The 22,448-nt window shown below is 66.1% G+C and carries 23 protein-coding genes; 15 read left to right on the plus strand and 8 right to left on the minus strand.

The window, feature by feature from the left end; translation table 11 throughout:
* Nucleotides 1-6: 6 nt before the first annotated feature.
* The 4 genes from zipA to AC3G2C_RS09560 all read left to right on the plus strand — a co-directional run bounded on the left by zipA (nt 7) and on the right by AC3G2C_RS09560 (nt 3,628).
* A complete protein-coding gene (zipA, locus tag AC3G2C_RS09545; RefSeq protein ID WP_488384400.1) occupies nt 7-1,038 on the plus strand; it encodes a cell division protein ZipA in 1,032 nt (343 codons plus the stop codon).
* A 103-nt stretch (nt 1,039-1,141) separates the two neighbouring features.
* A complete protein-coding gene (locus tag AC3G2C_RS09550) occupies nt 1,142-2,716 on the plus strand; it encodes a phospholipase D-like domain-containing protein (protein WP_488384401.1) in 1,575 nt (524 codons plus the stop codon).
* Nucleotides 2,717-2,750: 34 nt separating this feature from the next.
* Complete coding sequence (locus tag AC3G2C_RS09555) at nt 2,751-2,996, plus strand: DUF2306 domain-containing protein (protein ID WP_488384402.1); 246 nt, start codon at nt 2,751-2,753, stop codon at nt 2,994-2,996.
* A 314-nt stretch (nt 2,997-3,310) separates the two neighbouring features.
* The gene (locus AC3G2C_RS09560) at nt 3,311-3,628 is read left to right on the plus strand and encodes a DUF2384 domain-containing protein (RefSeq protein ID WP_488384403.1); all 318 of its coding nucleotides are present in this window, start codon (nt 3,311-3,313) and stop codon (nt 3,626-3,628) included.
* Nucleotides 3,629-3,829: 201 nt separating this feature from the next.
* On the opposite strand, the gene AC3G2C_RS09565 is transcribed toward AC3G2C_RS09560, so the two are convergent.
* From AC3G2C_RS09565 to AC3G2C_RS09575, 3 genes are read right to left on the minus strand one after another with little or no spacing between them, the layout of a single operon-like run.
* Nucleotides 3,830-5,395 (minus strand): PepSY-associated TM helix domain-containing protein, encoded by a 1,566-nt coding sequence (locus AC3G2C_RS09565; protein ID WP_488384404.1) that lies wholly within the window; start codon nt 5,393-5,395, stop codon nt 3,830-3,832.
* A gap of 16 nt (nt 5,396-5,411) precedes the next feature.
* Nucleotides 5,412-5,669: a hypothetical protein gene (locus tag AC3G2C_RS09570; protein ID WP_488384405.1), complete on the minus strand. Its 258-nt coding sequence runs from the start codon at nt 5,667-5,669 to the stop codon at nt 5,412-5,414.
* Nucleotides 5,666-5,938 (minus strand): hypothetical protein, encoded by a 273-nt coding sequence (locus AC3G2C_RS09575; protein WP_488384406.1) that lies wholly within the window; start codon nt 5,936-5,938, stop codon nt 5,666-5,668. Before AC3G2C_RS09575 ends, AC3G2C_RS09570 begins: the two co-directional genes overlap by 4 nt.
* Nucleotides 5,939-6,118: 180 nt before the next feature.
* On the opposite strand from AC3G2C_RS09575, the gene AC3G2C_RS09580 reads away from it, so the two are divergent.
* Genes AC3G2C_RS09580 through AC3G2C_RS09595 form a run of 4 tightly spaced genes read left to right on the plus strand, consistent with a single transcriptional unit; the run spans nt 6,119 to nt 11,818 of the window.
* Nucleotides 6,119-6,688 (plus strand): LexA family protein, encoded by a 570-nt coding sequence (locus AC3G2C_RS09580; protein WP_488384407.1) that lies wholly within the window; start codon nt 6,119-6,121, stop codon nt 6,686-6,688.
* Between the two features lie 12 nt (nt 6,689-6,700).
* Entirely contained in the window at nt 6,701-7,324 is a 624-nt protein-coding gene (gene imuA / locus AC3G2C_RS09585) for a translesion DNA synthesis-associated protein ImuA (protein ID WP_488384408.1), read from the plus strand.
* Between the two features lie 10 nt (nt 7,325-7,334).
* Nucleotides 7,335-8,744, plus strand: coding sequence for a Y-family DNA polymerase (locus AC3G2C_RS09590; protein ID WP_488384409.1), 1,410 nt, complete (start codon nt 7,335-7,337; stop codon nt 8,742-8,744).
* Nucleotides 8,741-11,818 carry an error-prone DNA polymerase gene (locus AC3G2C_RS09595; protein ID WP_488384410.1) on the plus strand — a complete coding sequence of 1,026 codons (3,078 nt, stop codon included), beginning with the start codon at nt 8,741-8,743 and terminating at the stop codon, nt 11,816-11,818. Before AC3G2C_RS09590 ends, AC3G2C_RS09595 begins: the two co-directional genes overlap by 4 nt.
* Before the next feature lie 22 nt (nt 11,819-11,840).
* Here AC3G2C_RS09595 and AC3G2C_RS09600 read toward each other — a convergent pair whose 3' ends face one another.
* The 3 genes from AC3G2C_RS09600 to AC3G2C_RS09610 all read right to left on the minus strand — a co-directional run bounded on the left by AC3G2C_RS09600 (nt 11,841) and on the right by AC3G2C_RS09610 (nt 14,608).
* The gene (locus tag AC3G2C_RS09600) at nt 11,841-13,244 is read right to left on the minus strand and encodes an MBL fold metallo-hydrolase (protein ID WP_488384411.1); all 1,404 of its coding nucleotides are present in this window, start codon (nt 13,242-13,244) and stop codon (nt 11,841-11,843) included.
* 26 nt (nt 13,245-13,270) lie between these two features.
* Nucleotides 13,271-14,107 carry a universal stress protein gene (locus tag AC3G2C_RS09605; protein ID WP_488384412.1) on the minus strand — a complete coding sequence of 279 codons (837 nt, stop codon included), beginning with the start codon at nt 14,105-14,107 and terminating at the stop codon, nt 13,271-13,273.
* Nucleotides 14,108-14,170: 63 nt separating this feature from the next.
* Nucleotides 14,171-14,608: a universal stress protein gene (locus AC3G2C_RS09610; RefSeq protein WP_488384413.1), complete on the minus strand. Its 438-nt coding sequence runs from the start codon at nt 14,606-14,608 to the stop codon at nt 14,171-14,173.
* 237 nt (nt 14,609-14,845) lie between these two features.
* Here AC3G2C_RS09610 and AC3G2C_RS09615 point away from each other — a divergent pair, with 237 nt between their 5' ends.
* Nucleotides 14,846-15,280 carry a universal stress protein gene (locus tag AC3G2C_RS09615; protein ID WP_488384414.1) on the plus strand — a complete coding sequence of 145 codons (435 nt, stop codon included), beginning with the start codon at nt 14,846-14,848 and terminating at the stop codon, nt 15,278-15,280.
* Nucleotides 15,281-15,422: 142 nt separating this feature from the next.
* Nucleotides 15,423-15,650: a hypothetical protein gene (locus AC3G2C_RS09620; RefSeq protein ID WP_488384415.1), complete on the plus strand. Its 228-nt coding sequence runs from the start codon at nt 15,423-15,425 to the stop codon at nt 15,648-15,650.
* 17 nt (nt 15,651-15,667) lie between these two features.
* On the opposite strand, the gene AC3G2C_RS09625 is transcribed toward AC3G2C_RS09620, so the two are convergent.
* Nucleotides 15,668-16,084 carry an OsmC family protein gene (locus AC3G2C_RS09625; RefSeq protein WP_488384416.1) on the minus strand — a complete coding sequence of 139 codons (417 nt, stop codon included), beginning with the start codon at nt 16,082-16,084 and terminating at the stop codon, nt 15,668-15,670.
* A 398-nt stretch (nt 16,085-16,482) separates the two neighbouring features.
* Between AC3G2C_RS09625 and AC3G2C_RS09630 the strand changes: the two genes are divergently transcribed.
* From AC3G2C_RS09630 to pgm, 4 genes are all read left to right on the plus strand, one after another.
* Nucleotides 16,483-17,976: an efflux transporter outer membrane subunit gene (locus AC3G2C_RS09630; protein ID WP_488384417.1), complete on the plus strand. Its 1,494-nt coding sequence runs from the start codon at nt 16,483-16,485 to the stop codon at nt 17,974-17,976.
* Nucleotides 17,976-18,410: a GNAT family N-acetyltransferase gene (locus tag AC3G2C_RS09635; protein WP_488384418.1), complete on the plus strand. Its 435-nt coding sequence runs from the start codon at nt 17,976-17,978 to the stop codon at nt 18,408-18,410. Before AC3G2C_RS09630 ends, AC3G2C_RS09635 begins: the two co-directional genes overlap by 1 nt.
* Nucleotides 18,411-18,555: 145 nt before the next feature.
* Nucleotides 18,556-18,822: a DksA/TraR family C4-type zinc finger protein gene (locus tag AC3G2C_RS09640; RefSeq protein ID WP_488384419.1), complete on the plus strand. Its 267-nt coding sequence runs from the start codon at nt 18,556-18,558 to the stop codon at nt 18,820-18,822.
* Between the two features lie 168 nt (nt 18,823-18,990).
* A complete protein-coding gene (pgm, locus tag AC3G2C_RS09645) occupies nt 18,991-20,643 on the plus strand; it encodes a phosphoglucomutase (alpha-D-glucose-1,6-bisphosphate-dependent) (RefSeq protein WP_488384420.1) in 1,653 nt (550 codons plus the stop codon).
* 77 nt (nt 20,644-20,720) lie between these two features.
* Here pgm and AC3G2C_RS09650 read toward each other — a convergent pair whose 3' ends face one another.
* Complete coding sequence (locus AC3G2C_RS09650) at nt 20,721-21,746, minus strand: aldo/keto reductase (RefSeq protein ID WP_488384421.1); 1,026 nt, start codon at nt 21,744-21,746, stop codon at nt 20,721-20,723.
* 155 nt (nt 21,747-21,901) lie between these two features.
* Here AC3G2C_RS09650 and AC3G2C_RS09655 point away from each other — a divergent pair, with 155 nt between their 5' ends.
* Nucleotides 21,902-22,444, plus strand: a complete 543-nt coding sequence (locus AC3G2C_RS09655) for a nucleoside 2-deoxyribosyltransferase domain-containing protein (RefSeq protein WP_488384422.1) — start codon at nt 21,902-21,904, stop codon at nt 22,442-22,444.
* The last annotated feature ends 4 nt before the right edge of the window (nt 22,445-22,448 follow it).

Genomic DNA, 22,448 nt, shown 5'->3' on the forward strand with positions numbered 1-22,448 from the left:
TAGGATATGACCGCGCAACCCGTACTCGCTTTTGCCTGGAACCCCTCCGTGGGTTTTCCGATGTTGGTCGTTGGCCTGATCGTGCTCGCCTTGATCTGGCTGTTCGGTCAGCCCAAGAAAGAGCAGGGCAAGCGGCGCGTGGTGCCCAACACCGGCGGCGAGCGGCGCGAGCCGACCTTTGGCGGTGCAGGCGAGGGCGAGGCGATGGACGAACCCTCCTTCAGCGCCCGTGACGATTTCGAGCTGGACCCGCCGGGCCATCACGCGCCCCAGCAGGGCGAACTGGATATGGGCCTGCGCGAAGAGCTGGAACGCCTGGGTGCCACGCTTTCGGGCAAGGACAAGGTTGAGCCGGCCCCGGTGAACAAGCCGCAGGGTATCGCTGCCTCCATCGTGGATGCGCTGCGCGCACCGCCGGAGCGTTTCGAAGAGAGCTTGGCGCAGGCCACCCAGCCCGAACACGTAACTGCACGGGCGCCGGTGGAGCCCGCCCCGGTGCCGGCGCCCGTACACGCGCCCGCATCCGCATCCGCATCAGAAACACCGCGTACGCCCGTGCGCTCGGAAGTCGGACGTCGCCCGGAGCAGTTGCCGGTGGAGCGCATCGTCACCCTGTTCGTGGTGGCCCGCGAGGGTAGCGTGTTCAATGGCGCCGACCTGATCGTGGCGGCGGAAAAGGCCGGCCTGGAATATGGCGACATGGGCATCTATCACCGCCTGGTGGATGGCAAGCGCGAGCTGGGGCCGGTGTTCAGCGTGGCCAACATGCTCAAGCCGGGCAATTTCGACCTGAGCCGACTGGATGCCCTGCGCACGCCGGGCCTGAGCTTCTTCATGACCTTGCCGGCGCCCATTCCCGCCCTGGATGCATGGGACACCATGCTGCCCACCGCACAGCGACTGGCCGAGCTGCTGGATGGTCAGGTGCTGGACGAAGAGCGCAATGCGCTCGGTCGCCAGCGTGTGGCGCACATCCGCGACGAGCTGCGCGGCTGGGATCGCGACCACGAAGGCAAGGAAATCACCTTCGGGCGTTGATGCTCGATGCCTGGGCGCCCGTGCCGGGCGCCTCGTCCCATGACTGGCCCGGGCTTGCCTGCCAACGCAGGCTCGGACACAGTGCGCTTCCAAGGAGGGACGCATGATTGGCTCATTGTTTCGCCGCCTTGCCTGTCTGGGCTTGCTGGCGCTCGCTGCCTGCACCCACTCGGACCTGCGTCCCGACTATCCGCGCACCCCGAGCACCATGTTGCCGGTGCGTGCCGACGCCCCCTTGGTGGACTACGCGCGACGCATGACCGCGCAACATGGCGGCACCGATTCGGGCGTGCGCCTGATCAGCGACTCCGGCGATGCGTTGCTCGCACGTATTGCGCTGGCCGATCGAGCCAAGCAGTCGCTGGATCTGCAGTACTACATGTTCCACAGCGACGCCACGGGCGAACTGCTGGCCCAGCGCCTGCTCGCCGCCGCTGATCGCGGCGTGCGCGTGCGCCTGCTGCTGGACGACTTGCACGTGGCGGGCAACGACGACGTGCTGCGTATTCTCGATGGCCATCGCAATATCGAAATACGCCTGTTCAACCCGTTCCTGGAGCGCGACGGTTCGCTGTGGGGCATGGGCAAGCAGTTTGCCGGCGACTTTTCGCGGCTCAACCGGCGCATGCACAACAAGGCGTTCATTGCTGATGGCGCCATGGCCATCGTGGGGGGACGCAATATTGGTGACGAGTATTTCGACGCCAACAGCGATCTCAATTTCCGCGACCTCGACGTGCTGGTGATGGGGCCGGTGCTGGCCGAAGTGGGCCAAGCTTTCGATCGTTATTGGAACAGCGAGCAGTCGTATCCCATTGGCGCTTTTCATCGTCATGGCACCACACCGGCGCAGTTGGACGAGTTGCGCAAAGCCATGGTGGCCCATGCGCGCAAGTTCAGCGAAAGCAACTACGCGCAGAACCTGGTGAGTCGCGTGGGCGACGAATCCCGCGAGGTACCCTCCGGTGGCTGGGCCTGGGGCCAGGCCACGTACCTGGCGGATGATCCGGACAAGGGCAACCCGGAGACGAACAACAAAGACCTGCACATGGCGCCGGCCATTCGTGCCTGGACCGATAGCGCGCAGCATCGGCTCACCCTGATCTCGCCTTACTTCGTGCCAGGCACCAAGGGCGTAGCCTATTTGCAGGGTATGCGTGAACGCGGCGTGGCGGTGGAGGTGCTTACCAACTCGCTGGCGTCGACCGATGCGGGCGATGTGTACGTGGCCTATGCGTCTTATCGCCCGCCTTTGCTCAAGGCGGGCGTGCAGCTTTACGAGTTGAAGCCGGACGCGCGCCACAGTCGCGGCGGCAGCCACTTTTTCGGTTCATCGTCGGGCAGCAATAGCTTGCACGCCAAGGCCATCGTGGTGGATGACTCGCATGTCTTCGTGGGTTCGATGAACCTCGATCCGCGCTCCATCGACATCAACACCGAGGATGGCGTGATTGTCGAATCGCCTGCGCTGGCAAACGCCTTGCGGGTGATCTTTGCCGATGCCATCAAACCCACGCACAGCTATCAGGTGCTTCTGGACGACAAGGGCGCGGTGTATTGGCAGGCCCTGGGTTCGGATGGGCGGATGATGCGTTACGACCATGCGCCGGAAACCCGTTGGTGGCGCCGCTTCAAGGTGAACATGGGCGGCCTGCTGCCCATCGAAAGCCTGCTTTGAGGCCAGGGTAGTCGGCGTGCGGTAGATTGGCGGCATGCGCACCGCGCTTCCGCATGCGCGCACGGGGCACATGGCAGGCACCAGGCACGGAATGATCCGAAGCTATGCACTCACCTTGGCTGCGGTGACGCCGAGCATCTCTATCTCGATGAGCCAGATGGCCTGCCTGCCGTTCGAGCCGTTCGAGCCGAGCGAGGCAGCGATCTCCTGGTCTTGCTGGACGCCGAACCTGGTCATCGCGAAGTGGTGGGTGCTCGGGTGCAGTCCGTCACACGCGTGATGGCGGCATGAGCATGCACGTTTTCGGCAACGTGCTGTCGAGCGCTTGCTGCGTTGGGTAACGCGTTCGCACATCGCCGCTATGGCCTTTGGTCACTCTCCAAAAGTCTTAGCTTTTACTCTGCTTGAATTCACGCGGCATCAGCATTTGCTTGCGCATGATCGAGTCGCGCAGGCAGCCCAGGGGTTGGCGGTTTTACGAATATCGTTGATGCGCAGGCAGGGACGCGGCGGGTTTTGCGCGCCACCCTGACCGGGGCGGGGAAGGCGTCGTGGACTGAGTGAGCGATTCGTGTCGAACCTTGGAGCACACGTATGCGCAAGATGACGATCAAGTTTCAGGACGTCGCCTCGGAATTGGCCAACATCAACGCCCTGCGGGACGACCTGATGGAGCGGGCCTTCGTTGCCCTGGAGCAGCGCCACCCCACGCTGGCCGCCATGCTGGTGCAAAGCCTGGGCGACCGCTCGCGCGCGGTGCGCTGGATGTGCCGGCACCAGAACGCCTTCAGCGGCCGCACTGCCTATCAGTTACTGGCCGATGGCGAAGAAGATGCCGTGTGGGACGAGATTGCCCTGATGGGCGACGCGCCGGTGGCGGCGCGCCTGAACTCGGTGCGCATGGCTTACTGAGGGCTGGCAGGTCGCATGGCCCAGACGCTGTTGGCATCGCCGTGACGGGCGCGTCGTGCGCTGGCGATGGCGAGGCGGGCAAAAACTCGGTGCGCATGGCTTACTGAGGGCTGGCAGGTCGCATGGCCCAGACGCTGTTGGCATCGCCGTGACGGGCGCGTCGTGCGCTGGCGATGGCGAGGCNAACTCGGTGCGCATGGCTTACTGAGGGCTGGCAGGTCGCATGGCCCAGACGCTGTTGGCATCGCCGTGACGGGCGCGTCGTGCGCTGGCGATGGCGAGGCGGGCAAACGCCGCGGCGAGCGCCAGACCGGTCACGTCCACACCCAGGATGCCGCGACTGGCTGGCGTCCACGCGCGCACGATATCACCCAAGTTGGTGACCAGATCCACGGAGACCACTAAGGCCGTGAGCAACGCCGTCGCCCACAGCAGTTCGGTCGTGGCGCGAGCCACGGGTCGCACGCAGGCGTAGAGGCAGGCGGCGAGGAACACGCCATAGCAGGCCACGTGCTGCGGCAGGCCGGCATCCACGCCCAGGCGCTCAGCCACCCAGGTGGCGGCGAACGCGGCGGAGATGCCCAGGCACGAGCCGATACAAACGCCCACCGTGGCGCGCGCCATCACCTGCGTGCGGCGAGGCTGATCCAGGTGGCGACGCTTGCGGCGGGATTCGATCCACAGCAGGTTGCCCGAATAGAACAGGAAGGCGCCCGCCAGCCCCAGCGCGAAATACAGCCACTGCACGGCGCGGCCGCCAAAGCTGCCAAAGTGCAGGCCGAACAGGGCGGCATAGCTGATGCCGTTGAGGCTGTAGCGGTTGCCGACGTGACGCGCCAGCACTGTGCCATCGCGCGCCTGCATCGCCACGGTGCCGAAGGTGCCCAGCGTGTGTTGCGAGAGCCCGCGCACCTCGGCGACGGCGTTGTGGTCGCCGTAATGCAAAAAGTGCAGGTAATCGGGCTCGAAGCTGCTGACGCCGCTGGCGAGGGCTTCGCGGCGCGCCTGCGCGATAAGCGATTCCACCGGCAGCATGGCCGCGGGCTGGCCTGCGGCGGCCACCATCGGCGTGGTCTGGGTGGCCTTGGCGAAGGCGTCGAACAGCTTGCCATCGAAGGCCACGGTGTTGAGTGCCATCAGGGTGATGGTGAACAGGCAGAAGATGGCACCCGTTACCGCAAAGATCACATGGAACGGCAGGCTGATCACGCCAATGGCGTTGTGGGCGTCCTGCCACAGGCGCTTGAGATTGCGGCCCGGGCGCATGGCAAAAAAGTCGCCAACCAGCTGCGGCAGGTGAATCAGGATGCCTGACACCAGGGCCAGCCCGTAGAGCACGCTGACGATGCCCATCAGGTACAGGCCGACCACCGGCAAGCCCAGCGAGTCGTGCAGCGCGTAGACGAAATCGGCCAGCGCGTTCGCCGATGCCTCGCTGCGCGGTGCATCGAGCTGGCTGGCAGTGGCGAAGCGGGCGTCGCCATTTTCCTGCCAGTACGCATAGGCGGCATGGGCACTGTCGGTGGGCAGGACGATGCCGAAATCCTCACGCGCCGCCGGGTGCCGTTCGAGCAAGCGAGTGATCAGCGTATCCACGGGAACGTCGGCATCGACGGCGCTACGCCACGGTGGGTTCTGCCAGGCAGCGATGTCGTCGTGGAAGACCGTGAGCGCGCCCGCATAGAACGCCACGAAGAGAAAGAACCCGGCCAGCAGGCCCGTCCAGGTGTGCACCGTCTGGTAGGTGCGGAGGGTGGCGGATTTCATCGTGACATCCTTGTACTCAGGCCCCCATGCCTCGGCTGGCCCACAGCGCGAGATACACGGCGGCGTTGCCCAGGCCCAGCAACAGCCAGGCGCGCGCGCCGCTGCGGAACAGGTAGCTGGCGGCCATCACGGCCGTCCACAGTGGAAAGAACAGGATCAGCGCGGGAATGACGTACGCCGCCCCGTGATCGGGCAGCCAATGCAAGGCGAGCGCCAGCAGGGCGGCGGCAAGGGGAAAGCCAAGCAGGGTGCCGGCAAGGCAGCGGGCCATCATGGCGCTGGGGTTTCCTTGCGCGTCGTGCGCCACCACGCGGCATAGGGCAGCAGCACCCAGGTGCACATCAGCGTGCTCAAGGCCGCCGTGATACCTGCGCCCGTACCGTCCGCGTGCAGCCATAGCGCGGTGCCCACGGCGACGACGGCCCAGCCAATCACGCGCGCAGCGGCGGGTAGCGCTTGGGGGCGCAGGCCTTGTCGTGCGCTGGCGAGATAGATCAGGGTGGCGCCTGCCATGATCAGCAGGAGGGCACTAAGGGCGGTCACGAGGGGAGAATTCCTTGGCCTTGGCCATGCCAGGCAAACAATGAGAACAATTCTCATTTGAAATGCTGGGAGCGTCAACCACGGCTTGGCGTTGTGCGCCGACAAGGCGCGATGTATCTCACGCCATGAGATGGGGATGGTGGTATCTTGATTCCTGTCCCGGTAATCAAGATGCCACGCATGTCTCCCTCAGATCACGGTGGAAGCCGCCCCGGCGCCGGTCGTCCGGCCGGCGAGCCCAGCCAGCGCATCCGCGTGCCGGAGAGCCAGGTGCCGACCGTGCTGGCCTATCTGGATGCCTATCGCACGGGCGCCTCGCTGGAGGCGCCGCGTCCGCTGTCGCTCACGCCCAGCACCGTGGGGCTCACGGCCTTTCTCAGCCGCGTGCCGGCCGGCGTGCCGTCGATGGCCGAGGACGACGTGGACGAGGTGGTCGATCTCAACGAGCACCTGGTGTTGCCGGGGCATGAGCCAAGCACCTTCATCATTCGCGTGTCCGGCTGGTCGATGATCGGCGCGGGCATTTTCGATCGCGACGAGGTGCTGGTGGATCGCGCGCTCGCGCCGCGCCAGGGCGACATCGTGGTGGCGGTGGTCAACAACGAATTGACCATCAAGCGCCTGGGCAAGGTGGATGGCCATGTGGCGCTGCTGCCGGAGAACGCGCACTTCAAGCCGATCGTTTTTCGTGACGGCGAAACCCTGTCGATCTGGGGTGTCGTCACGCGTTGCCTGCGCACCCTGCGCTGAGGGTGGTGACGCATGGGCCAGGTCCTTGCGCTCGATGCATTGATCCACGCCCGCCAGGTTTGGCACGGCCGCGCCGTGCCCACGCCGGACAGCACCCAGCCCACCGGCTGGCCGGGGTTGGACGATGTGCTGCCCAGTGGCGGCTGGCCCGAGCATGCGCTGACCGAGATCCTGCTGCCGGCCGATGGCGTGGGCGAACTGCAATTGCTGCTGCCCACGCTGGCGCGGCTCACGGCCGCATCGCGGCCGGTGATGGTGATTTCGCCGCCGTATCGGCCCTACGTGGCGGGCTGGGAGGCGCGCGGCGTGCGCATGGCGCAGGTGGATATCGTGCAGGCCGCTGAGCGCGACGTGCTGTGGGCTGCCGAACAATGCCTGCGCTCGGGCAGTTGCGCGGCGGTGCTGGCGTGGCCGCACGAGGCCGACGACCGCTCCCTGCGTCGCCTGCAGGTGGCGGCCGATACCGGCAAGGCCTTGGCGTTCGTGTTCCGCGACCGTCGCCATGCCGTGCAGGCGTCGCCGGCCGCGCTGCGTCTGGAATTGGAGGCGGGCGCCTCGCTGCAGGTGCGCGTGCGCAAATGCCGTGGCGGCAACCCGCCCATGAGTGCGGTGCCGTTGGCCGCCGGCTGGTCGTGAGGCGCGCATCATGCTGTGGGCTTGTGTATTGCTGCCGCAACTGGCGCTGGACGGTGTCCTCCGGCATCGCGAGGGTGCGCACGAACCCTTGGTATTGGTAAGCGGGCCCGCGCAGGCTCGCATCGTGCACGCGGCCAATCCGCCGGCGCGCGCGGCGGGTATCTATCGTGGGCAGAAGCTGGTGGCCGCGCAGGCCTTGCTCAGCCAGTTCACCATGGTCGAGTACGAGCGCGAGGATGAGTGGCGCTGGCATCACTTGCTGGCCGCCTGGGCTTACCGCTACAGCGGCGAAGTGGGCCTGTTCGCGCACGCCGTGGTGCTGGAGGTGAGCCGCAGCCTGAACCTGTTCGGCCCGTGGCCGCGCTTCGAGTCGCAACTGCGCGCGGATCTGCAGGAGCTGGGTTTTCGCCATCGCATCGCGCTGGCGCCCACGCCGCATGCCGCCTATGTGCTGGCCGGCGTGCAGGATGGCCTGGCTGTGACCGCGCCCGATGCCTTGCCCGAAGCCCTGGCGCCGGTGGCAATCGGGCAGGCGCGTTTGCCGGTGGAGGTGGCGCAGGCGCTGCCGGCGATGGGCGTGCGCACGCTGGGGCAGTTGCTGCGCCTGCCGCGTGCCGGCTTGCAGCGACGCTTCGGCGGCGAATTGCTGGCCTTGCTCGACCGCCTCATCGGCGACGAGCCCACCCCGATGGAAAGCTACCGACCACCCGACAGCTTCGCCCAGCGCATGGAGTGGACGCACGAGATCGAGCACGTCGAGGCGCTGGTGTTTCCCTTGCGCCGCCTGACCTCGGACCTGGCGACCTACCTCGCCGGACGCGACGGCGGCGTGCAGCGTTTCGAGCTGGAACTGGAGCATCGACACGGCCCGCCCACCTGCGTGAGCGTGGGCATGCTGGCGGCCGCACGCGATGCCACCTTCTTGTTCGATTGCGCGCGCGGGCGGCTGGAGCGGCAAACCCTGACCCAGCCCGTGCTGGCCATGCGCCTGGTGGCGAGGGAGCTACCGCCGTTCGTGCCCGCCGGTCGCGACCTGTTCGACACCCGACCCGCCCACGCCATGCCGCTGGAGCAATTGCGCGAACGCCTGCGCGCGCGCCTGGGCGAAGGCGCGATCCAGCATTGGCGGCGCACGGTCGATCCGCGCCCGGAATGCGCGCAGACCACCGAGCCGGGCGAGCGGCCATCGCAACTGCCGAACCTGCCGCGCCCCACCTGGTTGCTCGATGCGCCGCGCCCCTGGCGTGGTCCGCCGCCGGAATTGCTGGCGGGCCCCGAGCGCATCGAAAGCGGCTGGTGGGATGGCGGTGACCTGCGTCGCGATTACTACGTGGCGCGCAGTGCGCATGGCCAGTGCGCGTGGGTGTATTGCGTGCCGGGCGAACACGGTGCCTGGATGTTGCACGGGTGGTTCGCATGAACGATTACGCCGAGCTGCATTGCCTGTCGAATTTTTCCTTTCAGCGCGGCGCATCCAGCGCGCAGGAATTGTTCGAGCGGGCCAAGGCATGCGGCTATCGCGCGCTGGCGATCACCGACGAGTGCTCCCTGGCCGGTATCGTGCGTGCCTACGAGGCATCGCGCGATACCGGCGTGGCGTTGATCGTGGGCGCCGAGTTCCAGGTGGAGCAGGGGCCCAAGCTGGTGTTGCTGTGCGAAAACCTGGCCGGCTACACCGCGCTGTGCGCGCTGATCACGCGCGGACGGCGCAGTGCGGAGAAGGGCGTCTATCGGGTGACGCGTGCGGATTTCGCCGATGGCCTGCCGGGCACGCTGGCCTTGTGGCTGCCGGAGGCAGCGCCGCTGGAAGAACACGGCGCCTGGCTGCGTCAGCGTTTCGAAGCGCGTCTGTGGCTGGCCGTGGAGCTGCATCATGGCCCGGACGACGCGCGCCGCCTCGCGACGCTGGAAGCCCTTGCGCAGGCCCTGGCCTTGCCCATGGTGGCGGCGGGTGATGTGCACATGCACGTGCGTCGCCGCCGTGCGCTACAGGACGTGATGACCGCGCTGCGCCATCACTGCACCGTGGCGGAGGCCGGCGGCGTGCTGTTTCCCAACGGCGAGCGACACCTGCGCACGCGCGAGGCCTTGTCGGCGATCTACCCGCCCGCGTTGATGGCCGAGAGTGTGCGCATAGCCGAGCGCTGCCGCTTCGCCATGACCGACCTGCAATACCGCTACCCCGCGGAGCTGGTGCCCGAGGGCTACTCCGCCACCGAGTGGCTGCGCCAGCTGACCGAAGAAGGGCTGCGCACACGCTGGCCGCAAGGCACGCCGAGCAAGGTGCGCGCGCAGGTGGAGCACGAGCTGGCTTTGATTGCACAGCTCAAGTACGAGTCGTATTTCCTCACCGTGCAGGAGATCGTCAACTTCGCGCGCAGCCGGGGCATTCTCTGCCAGGGGCGCGGTTCGGCGGCCAATTCGGCGGTCTGCTACGCCCTGGGCGTGACCGCGGTGGACCCGGACAAGACCGTCCTGCTGGTGGAGCGCTTCATCTCCGCCGAGCGCGACGAGCCGCCCGATATCGACATCGATTTCGAGCACGAGCGGCGCGAGGAGGTGATCCAGCACATCTACGAAAAATATGGGCGCGAACGCGCCGCGCTGGCCGCCACCGTCATTTGCTATCGCGGTCGCAGCGCCGTGCGCGACGTGGCCCGCGCGCTGGGCCTGCCGGCGGACCAGATCGACCTGCTCTCGCGCACGTTCGCCTGGCAGGACGGTGACGACCCGGTGGAAGAGCGCCTGCGCGAGCGCGGTTTCGACCCGGACAGCCCGCTGCTGCGGCGCGTATTGGTGCTGACGGCGGAGCTGCAGAATTTTCCGCGCCATCTCTCCCAGCACGTGGGCGGCTTCGTGATCTCCGATCAGCCCCTGTCGCACCTGGTGCCGGTGGAAAACGCGGCCATGCCCGACCGCACCATCATCCAGTGGGACAAGGACGACCTGGACACCATGCGCCTGCTCAAGGTGGATTGCCTGGCGCTGGGCATGCTCACCTGCATCCGCAAATGCCTGGACATGTTGCGCACGCATCACGGTCGCGACCTGACGTTGGCGAGCATTCCGCCGGAAGACCTGGCCACTTACCAGCTGATCCAGCGCGCCGATACCGTGGGCGTGTTCCAGATCGAATCGCGCGCGCAGATGGCGATGTTGCCGAGGCATCGCCCGGAGAATTTCTACGACCTGGTGATCCAGGTGGCGATCGTGCGTCCGGGCCCCATCCAGGGCGACATGGTGCACCCCTATCTGCGCCGCAAGCGTGGCGAGGAGGCGGTGACGTATCCCTCGGAAAAGTTGCGCAGCGTGTTCGAGCGAACCCTGGGCGTGCCGCTGTTCCAGGAGCAGGTGATGAAGCTCGCCATCGAGGCGGCCGATTACACGCCGGGCGAAGCGGACCAGTTGCGCCGCTCGATGGCGGCATGGCGCCGCAACGGCGATATGGAAATCCATCGCCGCCGCCTGATGGACGGCATGCTCAAGAACGGCTTTACCCAGGAGTTTGCCGCGCGCCTGTTCGAGCAGATCAAGGGGTTTGGCTCCTATGGGTTTCCCGAAAGCCATGCGGCCAGCTTTGCCTTGTTGGTGTACGCCAGCTGCTGGCTCAAGTGCCACTACCGCGCCACCTTTCTGTGCGCCTTGCTCAATGCGCAGCCCATGGGTTTCTACGGCCCCAGCCAGATCGTGCAGGACGCGCAGCGCCATGGCATCAAGGTGCGCCCGGTGGACGTGCGGCATAGTCACTGGGACAACACCCTGGAGCCGGATACCGCTTCGCGCGGCGGCTTTGCGCTGCGGCTGGGGTTTCGTCAGGTGCGCGGCTGCCGCGAAGAGGTGGCGTTGCGCATCACCGCCGAACGCGCCCGCTTTGCCTTTGTCGACGTGGCCGACCTGTGCGCTCGGGCGCAATTGAATCGACACCAGCAGGAAGCCCTTGCCGAGGCGGATGCACTGCGTGGCCTGGCGGGGCATCGCCATCGCGCGCGCTGGGCCATTGCCGGCATCGAGCCGCAACTGCCCTTGTTCGGGCACACCAGCCCGGTGGAGGAAGAGGTGGCCTTGCCGCCGCCATCGCAAGCGGAAAACACCCTGGCCGATTACGCGCGCACGGGCCTCACGCTGGGGCCGCATCCCCTGCAACAGATTCGTGCTCGCCTGCGCGCCGCGCGCTGCGAGGATTCGCGCACGCTAAACGCCAGGCCGCATGCCAGCCTGGTGCGTGCGGCCGGCCTGGTCACGCAGCGGCAACGTCCGCAAACAGCCAGCGGTGTCACCTTTATCACCATCGAGGATGAGTTCGGCCCCATCAACGTAGTGGTGTGGAGTCATGTGGCCGAGCGCCAGCGTCGCATCTTCCTGGAGTCGCGCCTGCTGGCCGTGGATGGCAAATGGGAGCAGGTGGATGGCGTGAGCCATCTGATCGCACACCGTCTGATGGACTTGAGCGAGCTGCTGGGTTCGCTCGATAGCCGCTCGCGCGACTTCCATTGATCTTGTGGCCGACGACGGTCGATCAGTCCAGCAGGATGGGCTCGTGCATGCCTGGCAGGCGCGTGGTGACGCCGCGCGCGGCTAGGCATTCCTCCATGGCTTTCATACCGTGCTCGTATTCGCCGTGCACCAGCAGCACGCCGCGGCGCGGGTAAGGGCCGAGCCAGTCGAGCAGTTCCTCGCGACCGGCGTGGGCGCTGAAGCCGTTGATGGTCCAGATGCGTGCGTTGACGGCGATATCTTCACCGAAGATCGACACGCGCCGAGCGCCATCGATGATGCGCCGGGCCAGCGTGCCCACGGCAGCGTAGCCGACGAACACGATGCCGCTCTTGTCGCGCCACAGGTTGTGTCGCAGGTGGTGTCGCACACGTCCGCCATTGCACATGCCCGAACCGGCCATGATGATCGCGCCGCCTTCGATGCGATTGATCGCCATGGAGTCGCCCGTCTCGCGCGAAAAGCGCAGGTTCGGCATGGAGAACGGATCTTCCTTGAGCAATTGCTCGGCGAACTCCTTGTCGAAGCATTCTGGGTGCCGGCGGAATACTTCGGTGGCGGAGATGGCCATGGGCGAGTCGAGGAATACCGGCGTGCCGGCGGGAATGCGGCCTTGCTGCAAACCTTGGTGCAGGTAGTACAAGACCTCTTGCGCACGTTCCAGCGCAAAGGTGGGGATGATCACGCTGCCGCCGCGACCGAGCGTATGGCTCACCGCGTCGAAGAGTTCGTCGATGGAGTCGGGCAGGGTGCGGTGATCGCGGTCGCCATAAGTGGTTTCCATCACCACATAGTCGGCCGGCGGCGCCGGCGTGGGATCGCGCAGGATCGGACGACCCGAGCTGCCCAGGTCGCCGGAGAACACGATGCTGCGTTGCTGGCTACCGTCGTCCAGTCGCAACAGGATGCTGGCCGAGCCGAGGATATGGCCGGCGTCGATGAATTCGGCGGTGATGCCGGTGGTTACCTGGGTGGTCTTGCCGTAATCGACCGGTGTGGTGAACTGGTCCAGTGCGCGAAAGGCATCGTCCAGCGTGGAGATGGGTTCCGGCACGGCTTCGCCGCGTCGCCGACCGCTGCGCTCGTTGCGGATCGCTTCTTCTTCCTGGAGGCGGGCGGCATCCAGCAACACGATGCGGGCGAGCTCGCGCGTGGCGGACGTGCAGATGATCGGCCCGCGAAAGCCCGCGCGCACCAGCCGTGGAATGCGTCCGCAGTGATCCAGGTGAGCATGGGTCAACAGCAAGGCATCGACGGTCTTGGGGTCGAAGCCGAACGGTTCGGTGTTGGCCTGTTCCTCTTCGCGGCGGCCCTGGAACATGCCGCAATCGATCAGCACCCGTCGCTCGCCGCATTGCACGAGGTGACACGATCCGGTGACCTGCTTGGCCGCTCCGTGGGCGCTATACATCATGCTGGGGCGCATGCTCGGTCCTTGGCGTGGTTCTTGGTTCAGTGCTGCATCAGGATGGGCAACTGCGCATGCTGAAGCACGTAACGGGTGGCGCCGCCCAGCACGCGCTCGCGAACGCGCGAGTGACCGTAAGCGCCCATGACCAAAAGTTCCGCCTTGGCCTGCTCGACGTCGCGCAGTAGTGCGGCACCGGCCTCGCGTGGTGTCACCTGCAGGCGGTGGGTGTGCACATGCACGCCGTGATTGCCAAGGTAAATCACGGGATCGAAATGCGGGGCGCGCTCTTGGTCATCCTCGTACGCCGGGGCTTCGCCATCGATCAGCAGCACATCGTCGGCGCGAAGGAGGAAGGGCAGTGCGGAATGGATCGCGCGCACCGATTCCAGCGAACCGTTCCAGGCAATGGCGACGCGCTTGAAGGCGACACCCCCATGCCAGTGGCTCGGCAGCAGCAGGCTCGGTGCGCGACACATCAGTAGCGCTTCGCCCAATACCTCGAAAAGGATGCTCTCCTCCACCATGTCGCGCTCGACCACCACCAAATCGTGCCAGGCGCTGAGTTGGCGCAGGGTGGGGGCGATGCCGGCGCGCGTCACCATCCAGTGTGCGTGCGGTACGCCAGCCTGGCGGCCGTACGCGGCAAAGGCGTCGCGGTCGTCGTCGTTTTCCTCAGGCACGTCCAGTAGCAAGGCAAGCACCGATGGTTCGGCTTCGCCGCCGTGCAGCATGCGCAGCGAGCTGTCGACATAGCAGCCGCTAAGGTTGGCGCCGAAGGTCGCGGCCAAGGACGTCGCCACCTGCGCCGCCGGGCTCCAGGGCGTGACAGAAGTGACCAGGGCCAGTATGTCGGATGGTGCACCGGAAGAGGCGTTCATGGTCGCGGGGGCTCCGGGGGAGTGGCTGGTGTGCGCAGGTATGCTGGCCATGGTGAATGTCTCTCAATGACAGACCAGCACGGGCACATCGCTGCGCAACAACACCTTTTGCGTTTCGCTGCCCAGCAGCAGTCGCGTCATGCCGCGCCAGCCGTGAGAGCCCATCACCACCAGGTCGCACTGCTTGTCCTTGATGGCCTGCACGATCACCTCGAACGGTTGTTCGCCGAACACGGCCTCGCCTTCGAAGGTCACGCCCGCGGCCTCGGCCAGCGCCTTGACCTGGGCGAGGTAGCGTTCGGCGTTCTCCTGCGCCTCTTTGTTGTAGACGATTTCGGAGGCGGCCAGGATGGAGCCCATGTAGGCGATGTTGTGAAAGGGCGAGATCACATGGATGGCCGATACCTTGGCCTGGCTCAGCTTGGCCAGCTCCATGCCCGACTGTGCCGCACGCATGGAGAGCTCGGAGCCATCGATGGGGAGGAGGATGTGCTTGTACATACGCTTCCTTGTGGGTGTCGTCAGCGCGGGCGAACGGCCCGCGTTTCCGAGCCTGGCGCATCCCGTGTGCAACGGTTGTCATGAGACGCCTCGCTCGCATCCAAGGTAGCGCCGGGGGCATGCGGTTTACTGGCTTGGATCAATAAACCGCGACATGGCGTTCGCCATCATGTCGGTGCGTCGCGCGAGCTGCCGCGAGCACCACGGGAGGCGGGTTCCGCCATGGGAGGCCAAGCCATGTTCGAGCGCATTCTTCTACCGGTTGATGGGTCAGAACAGGCCCTCAGGGCCGTCGATACGGGCATTGAGCTGGCGCAAAAGCTCAAGGCACGGGTTTATGCGGTGCACGTCATGCCGCCGCTGCCCGCGGTGTCCTTTGTATCGGAGTTGATACAGGCCAAGGGTTGCTATAGCGACATGGCGAAGGAGCGCGCGGCGAGCTACCTGGGCGAGGTTTCCGAGCGCGCCCGCGTCGCCGGTGTGCCCTGCGAAACGGAGTACGTGTTCGACTTGCGCCCTTATGTTGCCATCGTGGCCGCGGCCGCCAAGCATCATTGCGACTTGATCGTGATGTCCTCGCAGGGGCATCACGGCATGGAGCGGTTACTGATTGGCAGCGTGACCCATAAGGTCATGCTGAGCTGCGATGTACCCGTGCTGGTGTGCCATTGAGTCGCATGTCTCCCCGAGGCGGGTGGCCCCGGGTTCCGTTTCCATGAATGCGCGGCGAAATCCTTAGCCAAAGGGTCACGGTGGCTTAACGGTGCCCAAGGCAGCTTGGATAGCCCTTCACCGGCGATAAGGCGGCGGTGTCATGGAATGGGAACGCGAAAACGATCTGCTTACCCGCGCATGCGATGAGTTGCTGGAACAGAACTCGCTGCTGCAGCAGGAAATCGAACTGCTTCGTGCCCAGTTGCGCCGGCATCCGGCCGGCGAATTGCAGATACGCGAGGCCCGCCGGCAAATGGACGAAATGGCTGAAGCCTCCCGTGGGCATCGCGCCCTTGCGGGCGCGCTGGGTGGCGTGCCGGCGTACTGAGCGCGCCATCCTGGCACTCAGCCGGTGGGCGCCAGGGTGCCGCGAACGCTGGAAATGTCCACGCCCTCCCGCATGGCCTTGGTCACAGGCGTATTGGCCACGACTTCCAGCAGGCGCTGCCACTGTTCATCGCTCAGGTCCGCGCTGGCATGCAGGGTGCGGTGCACGTGCAGGGCGCCGTCGTCGTCACGCGTGAGTTCCAGCTCGGCCCTGAATTCCCCCAGGTCCCAGCCCTTGTGCTGGGCATACATGCGCAGCGTGATGGCCGTGCAGGCCGCGAGCGAGGCCAGGTAATAGTCGAACGGCGCCGGTCCGGCGCCTTGCCCGCCGAGCTTGGCCGGTTCGTCCGTATCCATGGGGAAGTGCCCGGCGTGGATGTGGTGCAGGAAGTTGGCGTCGGTGGAAACCACGCTGGCAAAGGACACACGGGACATGGATCGACACTCCGTTGCGCGAGAGTTGGAAGTGGGCGGCTGGCACTGGGTAACGCGCCCCATTTCGCGTGAGCAGGCCGCATTTTTCAACCGCCGTGGATAGGGCGCCGTCCGTTCGAAAGCACGGGGCAGGGGCTGGGCCGTACGTGGAAGGGCATCGGGAGAGGCGGTATCCGACCAAGGTCTGAGATGTCTGCGGCTGGACGGGTGCCTACCCGCGATGCGAAAAAAACTTGCCGAGGCTATAATACATATCTGTAATCTCCCGTTTCCCAGCCAGGCCGCCCCGGGCCAGGCGACGACGCCCCGCCAAGCACAGCGCCTTGCGCTCACTACTCGGCCTCGACGCCACGCCGCCTACCGTCGTTGCCTGACGCTTTCGCCCGGATGATCCCGCCATGCGCTCCACCGCACTGTTCGTTGCCGTTGCCCTCAGTACCGCCCTGGCTGGTTGCGCCACCAGTCGTGGCTTGCACACCACGGGCAAGCTGACCGATGCGGCCCAGCTCAAGTCCGAGCGCAGCCTGGCCGATGTGGCGCTGAGCCCCACGGCATGGCCCACGCAGGATTGGTGGGTGGGTTACGGCGACCCGCAGCTCACCGCGCTGATCGACGAGGCGCTCAAGAACAACCCCAGCCTGGACCAGGCGCAGGCGCGCGCACGCCAGGCGCAGTCCGTGGCGGATAGCCTCAACGCGGGGCGCCAACCGGTAGCCCAGCTCGATGCCTCGATCACCGGCGCGCGTTTGTCCAGCAAGGACCCCATCTATCCGGAGTACGCGCTCGGTAGCTTCGCCTGGAGCAAGTCGCTGACGGCAGGCTTCTCCTGGGATATCGACCTGTGGGGCGGCAAGCGCGATGCGTGGGAAGCCGCGCTCGGCCGCAGCCGCGCCGCGCAGATCGATGCCCACGCCGCCCGCATCGAGTTGTCGGTGAATGTGGCGCGTGCCTATGTACGCCTGAGCTATGCCTTTGCCCAACAGGATGTGGCCGAGGCCGAGCTCAAGCGCGCCTCGCAGTCGCTGGACGTCACCCGTCGTCTGGTCGAAGGTGGCCTGGGCACGCCTCAGCAGCAGCACCTGGCCGACTCGCAGGTCGCCAGCGCCGAGCAGCAGAAGGTCGCCGCCGATCGTGCTATCGATGCTGCGCGCAGCAGCTTGTCGGTCTTGCTGGGGCAGGGGCCGGATCGTGGCCTCTCGATCGAGCGCCCGCATCTGGCGGACCGTGGCCCGGCCGTGTTGCCCGACAAACTGTCGGTGGGCCTGATCGGTCGTCGTGCCGACCTGGTTGCCGCGCGTTGGGAAATCGAAGCCGCCAACAAGGACATCAAGGCTGCCAAGACCGAGTTCCTGCCCAATCTCAGCCTGAGTGCCATGGCAGGCGTGATTGCTGTGGGTGGCAGCACCAACGTGCTGCAACTGCCGGCGCGTACCTACGCGTTCGGCCCGGCGCTGAGCCTGCCGATCTTCGATGGCGGTCGTCGCCGCGCGCACCTGGCTATCGCCGACGCCGACTACGACGCCCTGGTGGCGCGCTATAACGGGCTGCTGATCGGCGCCTTGAACGAGGTGGCGGATCAGGTGTCCGCGCTGGCCTCCGTGCGCGAGCAGATCGCGCTGGAAAAGCGCGCGGTGGACGATGCCCAAAAGAGTTGGGACGACGCCATGAAGGCCTATAAGGGCGGCCTCAAGGGGCCGCTCACGCCGCTCACCAGCCGTCAGGCACTGCTCGCGGCGCAGCAGCGCCTGGCCTTGCTCGAAAGTCAGCAGGCCGATATCTCTGTGCGTCTCGTCGAGGCGCTGGGCGGCGGATTCGATGGCAGCAGCGATGTCGCGCAAATCCATGCCGACGACAACAAGCAGGCCTCGACGGACAAGCACGGGACGCAGTAATGGACAGCAGGGTCCGCTCCTTCCATTTGGCTGAAGTGGCCGAGCCCACCCGGGCCGATCGCGAGGCCATCGCCGCGCCTTTGCGCAGCTACGACCTGAGCCGGGTCCCCTCGCTGGATATCCAGCCGCTGGTGCTGGCACTGCGCAACGAAACCGGCGAAACCGTGGGCGGCCTGTGGGGCGAGACGGCGCTGGACTGGCTGCATATCGACCTGCTCGCCGTGCCTGAATCCATGCGCGGGCAGGATGTGGGTAGCGCCTTGCTGTTTCGCGCCGAAGACATTGCCCGCTCGCGCGGCTGCGTGGGTGCCTGGCTGGATACGTTCGCGTTCCAGGCGCGCGGTTTCTACGAAAAGCTCGGTTATCGCGTATTTGGCGAAATCACCGACCACCCCCTGGGTAGCGCGCGCTATTTCCTGCACAAGCGCTTCTGAGCGCTCACCTAACCGCCGCTGTGACGCGCCCACCCGGCCGGCGTGAAAACCCGACAGGCCGCCCCCATCTCTGGCAAGCTGGGCGGCATCCGCCCCAGTAAAAGCGACGCCCTCGGGGCGCGCCAACGCGGATCGGGAGGTAACCATGGCCACCGGCTGGGCCGGCGACGGCGCCGTACAAGACCAGATCGATGCCACCGTGGACGACGCGGTGAAGCGGGCGCGCAGTCGCCTGCAAAAGGGCCCCGGGCTCGAGCATTGCGAGGAATGCGACGCGGCCATTCCGCAGGCTCGCCGCGACGCGGTGCCTGGCGTGCGCCTGTGTATCGCATGCCAGACGGCGCATGACCAGGAAGAAGCCGCTTTCAGCGGCTACAACCGGCGTGGCAGCAAGGACAGCCAGTTGCGCTGACGCGGGCACGTGAACGCTCGCTTGTCGCGGTGCATCGGCTTGGAACGTGCGCTCTTGACACTGCCACGAGGCGCGAGGGTCAATAGACGACTTTCGCCGTAGTGGAGCTCGCCCGCGCATGAAGACCGCAACCCGTTTCCGTTCCCATCGTTGTCGCGGGGTGTTCCAGTGAGCGCGCGCCTTAGCCCCTTGGCGGGCAAGCAAGCCCCGGCCTCAATGCGGGTGGACGTGGGCAGCCTGCGTGCGGCTTATGCGGATCTTCGCCCGGATACGGCCGTGCCGTCGCAGCGCGTGGCGTTCGGTACGTCCGGCCATCGCGGCAGTTCGTTCGAGCGCAGCTTCAACGAATGGCACGTGCTGGCCATCACGCAAGCCATCTGCGAGTACCGCGCGGCGCAAGGCATCGATGGCCCGTTGTATATCGGCATCGACACCCATGCACTCTCGCAACCGGCCTTCGAAAGCGCGCTGGAGGTGTTGGCCGCTAACGGTGTGCAGACTCTGATCGCCAAAGGCGGCCAATACACGCCCACGCCCGCGATCTCGCACGCCATTCTCACCTACAACCGTGGGCGCAGCACGGGCCTTGCCGACGGCATCGTGGTGACGCCGTCGCATAACCCGCCGGATGGTGGCGGCTTCAAATACAACCCGCCCAATGGCGGCCCGGCCGACACCGATGTGACGGGCTGGATCCAGAAGCGCGCCAACGCCTTGATCGAAGGCGGCTTGCGCGAGGTGCGTCGTGTACCGTTCGCGCAGGCGCTGCGCGCGTCCACCACGCACGAACACGATTTCATCGCCGCCTACGTGGGCGACCTGGGCAACGTGATCGACTTCGATGCCATTCGCGGCAGCGGCGTGCACCTGGGCGTTGATCCGCTGGGTGGGTCGGGTGTGCATTACTGGGCGCCCATTGCCGAGCGCTACGGCATCGACCTCACCGTAGTGAGCGACGAGGTGGATCACACCTTCGGCTTCATGAGCGTGGATTGGGACGGCAAGATCCGCATGGATCCTTCCTCCGCGCATGCCATGCAGCGCCTGATCGAACTGCGCGATCAGTACGACGTGGCCTTCGCCTGCGATACCGATCACGACCGCCACGGCATTGTCACGCGCAGCAGCGGTTTGTTGCTGCCCAATCACTATCTGTCGGTGATGGTGGACTACCTGTTCAGTCATCGACCGCAGTGGCGCAGCGACGCCGCCGTGGGCAAAACCCTGGTGAGCAGCGCATTGATCGACCGCGTGGCCAAGCGCCAGGGTCGCCGCCTGTACGAAGTGCCGGTCGGCTTCAAGTGGTTTGTCGATGGCTTGTTCGACGGCTCGCTGGGCTTCGGTGGCGAGGAGAGCGCGGGCGCGTCGTTCCTGCGTCGCGATGGCGGCGTGTGGAGCACCGACAAGGACGGCATCGCCGCCGCGCTGATGTCCGCCGAGATCACCGCGCGCACCGGCCGCGACCCGGGCGAGCTGTATCGCCGCATGACCGACGAACTGGGCCGCCCGGTGTCCGAGCGCGTGGACGCACCGGCCAATGCGGAGCAGAAAGCGCGCCTCTCCAAGCTTTCGCCCGAACAGGTCAAGAGCACCCAGCTGGCGGGCGAGAAGATCGAGCACGTGCTCGATCGCGCACCAGGCAATAACGCCGCCATCGGCGGCATCAAAGTGGCCTCGGCCAACGGATGGTTCGCTGCGCGCCCCTCCGGTACCGAAGACATCTACAAGATCTACGCCGAAAGCTTCAAAGACGAAGCGCACCTGCGCCAGTTGCTGGAGGAAGCGCAAGCGATGGTGGATAGCGCGCTCAGCGCGGGCTGATTTCGTCGCGTTCGCGCGGCGTGCCTAAAGAAAAAAGGGCTGCCTCAGGGCAGCCCTTTTTTGTGGTGCGTTGAACGTCAAACCGGCGGCGGATTGCGTTCGGCGAAGCCGCGCTGATGCCAGTATGGATAGGCAGGCGGCAGGGCGCTGGCGGCGTCGAGCTTGGCGACGTGTTCCTTGGTGAGGTTCCAGCCTACGGCACCGAGGTTCTGGCGCAGTTGTTCCTCGTTGCGCGCGCCGATCACCACGGTGGAGACGGTGGGGCGTTGCAGCAGCCAGTTGAGCGCGACCTGCGGCACGCTCTTGCCGGTTTCGGCGGCCACTTCGTCGAGTGCGTCGACGACGCGATAGAGGTATTCGTTCTCGATCGGCGGCCCCTTGTCGGCGGTGGCGTGCAGGCGGCTTTGCGCGGGCAGCGGTGCGCCGCGACGCAGTTTGCCGGTGAGGCGCCCCCAGCCCAGCGGGCTCCATACCACGGCGCCCACGCCCTGATCCTGGCCCAACGGCATCAGCTCCCATTCGTAGTCGCGGCCAATCAGGGAGTAATAGGTCTGGTTGGCGACATAGCGCGGGTAGCCGTAGCGATCGGCCGCGGCCAGCGACTTCATCAAGTGCCAGCCGGAGAAGTTGGACACGCCCACGTAGCGGATCTTGCCTGCGCGCACCAGGTCGTCCAGCGTGGAAAGCGTTTCTTCCACGGGCGTCATGGCGTCAAAGCCGTGCAACTGGAACAGGTCGATGTAGTCGGTGCCCAGGCGCTTGAGTGCCGCGTCCACCGAGTTGAGCAGGTGGTAGCGCGAAGAGCCCACGGCATTGGCGTCGTCGCCGGCGCGGAAGGTGGACTTGGTGGAGATGAGCACGCGGTCGCGCCGCCCCTTGATCGCCTCGCCAAGCACGGACTCGGCGGCGCCGTCGGAGTAGATGTCGGCGCTGTCGAACATGGTGAGCCCTGCCTCAAGGCAGATGTCCACCAGGCGCTTGGCCTCGGCGACATCGGTGTTGCCCCAGGCGCCGAAGAACTCACCCTTGCCGCCGAACGTGCCCGTGCCAAAGCTGAGCACCGGTACCTTGAAGCCCGATGCGCCCAAATGCCGGTATTCCATGAAAACCTCGATGTGTGTCGGAGAGGAGCTGAATGGGTCTATGTTGACGGCAGGCAAGGCACAGCAGCGTGTACGAATGGGAAAAGCATCTTTAACCCAAGGTTGAAGCTGGCGCTATGGCATGATCGAAAGCTTGTTCCCGGGGGCCGGTTCGCATGCACACGTTTGTCCGCCGGCTACTGCTGGCCGCCTGCCTCGCCAGCCCTTGCGCGCTGGCTTCTTCGGTGACGGTAGTGGTGTCGCCGCAGGCGATCGCGCATGACGCGCGGCCTACCTTGTTTCTGGCGGGTAGCATCGACATGGGTAAGGCCGGCGATTGGCAGCAGCAGGTGATCGCGGGGCTCTCGTCCAGCGACGTGGTGGTCCTCAATCCGCGTCGCACCGACTGGAACAGCGCATGGAAGCCCGAGCTGACTGACGCTCATTTTGCCGAGCAGGTGAATTGGGAGCTCGCGGCGCTGGATCGCGCCGACGTGATCGCCATGTACCTGGCGCCGGGCTCACAGAGTCCGGTGAGCTTGTTGGAGCTGGGCCTGCACGCGCGCTCGGGCAAGCTCATCGTGTTCTGTCCCGAGGGCTTCTGGCGCAAGGGCAACGTGGACGCCACGGTGGCGCGCTATGGCATCGAGCAGGCCGATTCGATGGAGGACTTCATTGCGCGCATCCGTCGGCGCCTGACCAAGCGCGCTGAACCCTGAGTAC

This window comes from Frateuria sp. sgz306004 (genome assembly GCF_057750885.1).